This window comes from Streptomyces sp. NPDC059900 (genome assembly GCF_050270335.1).
Taxonomy (GTDB): Bacteria; Actinomycetota; Actinomycetes; order Streptomycetales; family Streptomycetaceae; genus Streptomyces.
In genome coordinates, this window is sequence record NZ_JBNNJZ010000564.1 from 1 (window position 1) to 5,127 (window position 5,127).

10 protein-coding genes are annotated in these 5,127 nt (G+C 70.3%); all 10 read right to left on the reverse strand.

The genetic code is table 11. The features are described from left to right. Positions 1–106 precede the first annotated feature (106 nt). The gene (locus tag ACQKIP_RS39135) at positions 107–445 is read right to left on the reverse strand and encodes a helix-turn-helix transcriptional regulator (RefSeq protein ID WP_427745243.1); all 339 of its coding nucleotides are present in this window, start codon (positions 443–445) and stop codon (positions 107–109) included. Positions 446–562: 117 nt separating this feature from the next. Then, a complete protein-coding gene (locus ACQKIP_RS39140) occupies positions 563–1,948 on the reverse strand; it encodes a DNA primase family protein (protein ID WP_365862803.1) in 1,386 nt (461 codons plus the stop codon). 40 nt (positions 1,949–1,988) lie between these two features. Beyond that, positions 1,989–2,894, reverse strand: a complete 906-nt coding sequence (locus ACQKIP_RS39145; RefSeq protein WP_365862801.1) for a bifunctional DNA primase/polymerase — start codon at positions 2,892–2,894, stop codon at positions 1,989–1,991. An 87-nt stretch (positions 2,895–2,981) separates the two neighbouring features. Next, positions 2,982–3,470 (reverse strand): single-stranded DNA-binding protein, encoded by a 489-nt coding sequence (locus ACQKIP_RS39150; protein WP_365862799.1) that lies wholly within the window; start codon positions 3,468–3,470, stop codon positions 2,982–2,984. 3 nt (positions 3,471–3,473) lie between these two features. After that, entirely contained in the window at positions 3,474–3,875 is a 402-nt protein-coding gene (locus tag ACQKIP_RS39155) for a hypothetical protein (RefSeq protein WP_365862797.1), read from the reverse strand. Positions 3,876–3,889: 14 nt separating this feature from the next. Beyond that, complete coding sequence (locus ACQKIP_RS39160) at positions 3,890–4,090, reverse strand: hypothetical protein (RefSeq protein ID WP_365862795.1); 201 nt, start codon at positions 4,088–4,090, stop codon at positions 3,890–3,892. Then, positions 4,087–4,368 (reverse strand): hypothetical protein, encoded by a 282-nt coding sequence (locus ACQKIP_RS39165; protein ID WP_365862794.1) that lies wholly within the window; start codon positions 4,366–4,368, stop codon positions 4,087–4,089. The genes ACQKIP_RS39160 and ACQKIP_RS39165 overlap by 4 nt, the downstream gene beginning before the upstream one ends. Next, positions 4,365–4,568 carry a hypothetical protein gene (locus tag ACQKIP_RS39170; RefSeq protein WP_365862792.1) on the reverse strand — a complete coding sequence of 68 codons (204 nt, stop codon included), beginning with the start codon at positions 4,566–4,568 and terminating at the stop codon, positions 4,365–4,367. Before ACQKIP_RS39170 ends, ACQKIP_RS39165 begins: the two co-directional genes overlap by 4 nt. Positions 4,569–4,583: 15 nt before the next feature. Next, positions 4,584–4,772, reverse strand: a complete 189-nt coding sequence (locus ACQKIP_RS39175; RefSeq protein ID WP_365862790.1) for a hypothetical protein — start codon at positions 4,770–4,772, stop codon at positions 4,584–4,586. Positions 4,773–4,775: 3 nt separating this feature from the next. Then, positions 4,776–5,127, reverse strand: a 352-nt coding sequence (locus tag ACQKIP_RS39180) for a hypothetical protein (protein WP_427745244.1), incomplete at its 5' end; no start/stop codon positions are given.

Sequence of the window (5,127 nt, forward strand, 5' to 3'; positions counted from 1 at the left end):
GACTCCGAGTGAGGGCGTAGACCCACCTTCCAGCGGAGTTGATACGGCTTCCGATAGTCACGCTTCCGGATGGCCCAGATCTTGACGGTGTAGCTCCACTCCATGCCTAAGCCACCTCCATCTCGTCCAAGAAGGCGTCCAGGTCGCTACGCCAAACGCGGAGTCGTCCGTTGGGCAGTCGATGAGCGATAGGCCCGATTCCGCGATTGCGCCAGCGGTACCACGTTGCGCGAGTGATTTGGAGTTCGAGCAGTACGGCAGTGAGAGGCAGTAGTTCGTTCGAGGTCTTCCGGGCGGGTGTCTTTTGGCGAGACATTCCGTGGCTCCTTGGGGGAGGCTTCGGGAGTTGGCTGGGGGAAACGGGCGCCACAATGCTGTGGACCGCGGACCATCGCGGACCACCCTGTTTGACCTGCGGTTTTGCGGGGGGTGTTGTGCGGACCATCGCGGACCGCTCTTGGAGGCGTGGTCCGCGATGGTCCGCGATCGGGGTTGGGGAAACGTGCAGGTCAGGGGGCGTGGTCCGCGATGGTCCGCGGTCCTGGGGATTGTGGGCGCTACTTCATCCGGCGGCGCCGGGTGCGGGCCGGACGGTGATGCCCGTGTAGATGCGGATGCGGGTCTCACCCTCGCGGGGGCGGCTGACGGTGAGTTGGGGGATGGCGGACTGGAGGTCGCGGCCGAATACCTGCTTGCTGCCGGGCTTCACGCCGTTGTCCTCGGCCCATTCGCGCCAGATCGCCCACAGGTTGTCGACGGGGATCGTGCACGTGGGCCCGGTGGCGCAGCGCTCGCGGATGAACGCGGTGGTCGGGGACGCGGTGTCCTGCATGGTGGTGACCGCGTCCCGGCTGGCCGCCGGTTCGGTGATCCGGCGCGTTCGCTGAAGACGGGCCAGGCCGTCCAGGGCCCAGTTGAGGATGCCGGGCATCTCGGTAACCAGCCGGTCCAAGAGGCCGGGGTCTTCCTGGCCGAGCCAGGATCGGGTGAAGTTGAGGACGATGAACCGGCGGGCGATGACGCCGGAGGAGTCGCCGAAGTGCGGCAGCTCGTTGGACAGCATCATCAGCCGGGTGGGCAGTTTGCCGGTCCACTGCTGGCGGAACTTGCGGTCGATGTCGATGGTGTCCTCACCGGAGATGGTCAGCAGCCGTTCCACGACCTGAGTGTCGTTGCCGGACAGGCGGGCGTCGGAGATGACCGCGAGGGGCTTTCCGATCAGGGTGGCCAGCCCGAAGTTGGTGCCGAGCCCGGCGAGGGTGGGGCCGGCGAGGTTGTTCTTGCCGACCAGCTCTTTCATGACGCGGGCGATGGTGCCCTTGCCGGAGCGGGACGGGCCGACCATGAGCAGGATCTTCTGTTGGTCGGTGCGGCCGGACAGGACGTAGCCGAACCACTCCTGAAGCGCTGCGATGGCGTCTGGGGTGTCGGGCCAGATGTCGGTGAGGAAGCGGTGCCACTCGGGGGCGGTGGCGGTGGGGTCGTAGGTGAAGGGCACGGAGACGTGGTTGAAGAATCCGGCCGTGTGGGGGAGTAGCTGGCGGTCGTGGATGCGGAGCAGGCCGTTGGTGCACGCCACGATCGGGCCCCATCCGCTGGTGTCGGTGTCGGTGAGCCAGGCGGGGGCGTCGATGTCGGCGGGCAGCAGCGTGATGGAGCCGAGCGCGTCCAACAGGTTGCTGATCTTCGGTTTGGTCGGCGCCCACTCGCGCGGCTCCATCTGCCCGTTCTTGCCGGGCACGAGGAAGACCGCGTGCTCCAGGCGCTCGTACATGGTCTTGCGGATCTGTTCCTCGTCGACCTCGCGCCAGTGCGTGCGGCTCCACTGCATCCAGGAGCCGCGCCAGCGTCGGCACACCATCTGTCCGTCCTGGTTCTGCCAGTCGGGCAGGATGCGGCGGGCGACGGCCATGGGGTTGGAGGGCGCGGGCAGTTCTTCGGCGTTCATGCAAGGCCCCTCCTTTCCGTGCGGGTTGGTGCAGAGCGGTTCATGCGGCGTGGTGGAGGCCGTTGGTCACGGCGCGGCGGGCGTAGGGCTCGGGTACGTCGACCGCGACGGCGGCGGCCACGATCTCTTCCGCGAGGGCGTCCAGACCGCAGGGGCCGGGGCAGGCGGTGTGCTGGTGGGCGAGGAAGCGGGCGACGGCGAACGCCTGTGTTCCGGCGCCGGATTCGGTGTGCTCGCCCACCAGGGCGAGGCCGCGGTTCAGGCCGGTGCGCACGTAGCGCTCGGTGTGGCGGCATCCGGTGGCCACCGACCGGTCCCACACGGTCGTGGCGGGTCCTGAAGAGGCCATCGCTTCGCGCGGGGAGGTGGCCTCTTCTCGCACGGTCAAGGCGCGCACCGCGTCCGGCAGAGGCTTCATGAGGCCGTCGCCGGGGCCACGCCACCGGGCGTACTGCATGAGCGACTTGATGTCGACGCCGGGACGCACGGCGTTGGCTGAGGGCATGGTGCCCAGGTACAGCCAGTGCTCGCCCCTGGTGGTGGCCACGGTGCGGGTGGGTGGCAGGTGCTGGCGCGCCCACGCCATCGCGTCGCTGTTGTCGAGGTCCACGACGGTGAGCCCGGCGCCGCCGGGGTGATAGGCGAGCGCGGCAGCCTGGCGCCACACGGTGGCCCATGCCGGTGAGGTCAGGGTGTGCGGGTCGGTCGTGGCGGCGGCCCACCCGTGGCAGGGGGAGACGCAGTGGCAGGGGCCGGGGTCCTTCATGTGCGGCCGGCCGCCGCATGCGTTGCCCGCGCAGGCGGTGCAGTTACCGAAGGGGACCTTGCCCGCGCGCAGCGGCAGCACGGGCACGCCCCTGCTCGCCAGGGCCAGCGCGGTGGGCAGGGGCCAGGTGCTGGATCGCGGCGTGAGGCCGTCTCGCCGCAGAGGGGTGGGATGGGTCATGCTGGGGGTCTCCTGTTCTCTTGGAGGGACTGGAGATCCGGGGCGGGGTGCAGGCTTTGGCGAGACGGCACCCCGCCTCGGGCGTATCTAGAACGGCGGCTCGTCGCTGAACTGCGACTCCTTGCCCTGCGCGGGCGCCCCCCATCCGCCGTTGGCCGGGGTTCCCGTGTTCCACGCGTCGGCCGGCGGGGTGCCCCCGGCGGCGGCACGCTGCGCGCGGGTCACGGTGGCGGTGGCGAAGCGCAGCGAGGGGCCGATCTCGTCGACCTCCAGGCCGAGCATGGAACGGTTCTCGTTCTCCGGGGTCTGCCAGTTGTGCTGGCGCAGACGTCCCGTCACGATCACGCGGGCGCCCTTGGTGAGGCTGTCGCCGACGTGCTCGGCCAGGTCGCGCCAGGCCGTGCAGCGCAGGAACATCGCGGTGCCGTCGCGCCACTGGTTGGTGGTCTTGTCGAAGGTGCGGGGGGTGGAGGCGACGGTGAACTTCGCCATCGCCGCGCCGCTGGGGGTGAAGCGGATCTCGGGGTCGTCGGTCAGGTTGCCGACGACGGTGATCGTGGTCTCGCCTGCGGACATGGGTTACTCGCCTTCTGTGACGTCGGTGTCGGTGATCGGGCCGCTGTAGCCCAGCGGGCTCGTGGCGGTGTGGGCGCGCTCCAGGGCGGCGGCCAGCGCGTGCGCCAGGTCGTGCGCTTCCTGCAGCGCGGCGCTGGCCGTGGCGATGTGGGTTTCGGGGGTGCCGTAGTCGGCGGTGACGTATCCGCGCTCGTGGGGGACGGTCAGGGCGCGGACGATCTGCTCGAAGGCCTGCGGGAGGCGCTGGGAGAGCGCCTTGAGGGCGCCGATGGCGCGGTAGGCCTCGGGAGGGTAGGCCAGGCCGCCGGGGTTCTGGCGGGTGGGGAAGGTGAGGTGGTTGAACTCTCGGACGGCTTCAGCGGCATCGCGCAGGAGGGTGACGGGTTCGACGTGCTTGTCAGGCATCGGAGTTGCTCTCCTCAGGCTGTGGCGGGGGCCGGGTCGGTGCGGACGACGGCGAACGCGTCGTGGATCGCGTCGTAGTGGATGTGGACGGGTGTGGGGGTTTCCGCGCGGGCTTCGGTGGCGCGGTGTGCGGCGCGCAGCGAAGCGCGGGGGTTCCCGGCGGGAAAGGCGTCCAGGCGCACCGGGTGGTGGCCGGTGCACTCGCGGCAGGTCATGAGGCTTCCTCCTCGGATTGGTGCGGGGTGTCGTGGGCGGTGCGTGTGCGGCGGTGCCGGTCCAGGTCGAGGACGGCGGCCAGGGGCACGGCCTCGCTCTGCTCGGGGGCGGGCTGCGGCTCTCCGGGCGGCTTCGGACCTCCGGTCGGCCCGGCCACCAATGCGGCGGCGAGTGCGGCATCCCGGCGGCGGGCGACGGCGTGGCCGGTGAGGGTCACCGCGCCGAACACGGCGCCGGGCGTCATCAGTACGGCGATCGCGATGAGTTCGCCGTTCATGCCGCCTGCTCTCCTTGGACGGTGCGCACCAGGTCGGGCAGGGAGCCGCCCAGGGCGGCGAGGCGGACTTCGACGGCCCGCCAGGACTCGGGGTCGATGCTCATCAGGGCGTGGGCGGCGGCGGGGAGGTCACCGCGGGCGAGAGCCGCGAGGGCGTCGCGGATCTCGCCTGCGGCCATGAGAGAGATGGAGTCGGTCATGGCGGGGCCCTTCTGCTACAGGTCGGGGATGGCGCCGATGACGGCGCGGGTCAGTTCGGTGATGGGTCCGGCGGCGCCGGTGGAGGCGAGGAAGAACCCGAACATCACGGCGATGAACGCGCTGCCGTAGCCGAGGGTCTTGGAGCGCAGCAGGAAGAACAGGACCAGTCCGAAGAGCAGGACGAGCGAGATGGTGACGGCCATGGGTCAGCCCTTCTTGGCGAACGGACGGGCGGCGGTGGTGGTCGAGCGGGGCTCGCTCTGGCCCTCGCGGTAGATGCGCAGCCACTGGTTGTAGAGGCGGCGGCCGACGCGGACGCGCTTGCCGTAGCCGTGGCAGCGGCGGCAGTCCTTGCCGCGCTGGAGGGTGCCGCGCCGGTTTCTCTTGATGGCGTGGCCCATGCCGCGGCAGCGGCGGCAGTCGCCGTACGGGCTGCCCGCACACAGACTGACGTAACAGAGAGTGACTATGAGTGGGCAGGCGCTAGCAAGGAGGAAGGGGGTCATGGGGTGCCCTCCAGGGCGGATTCCGGGGATTCCCGCAGGTGAGGTGCTAGAT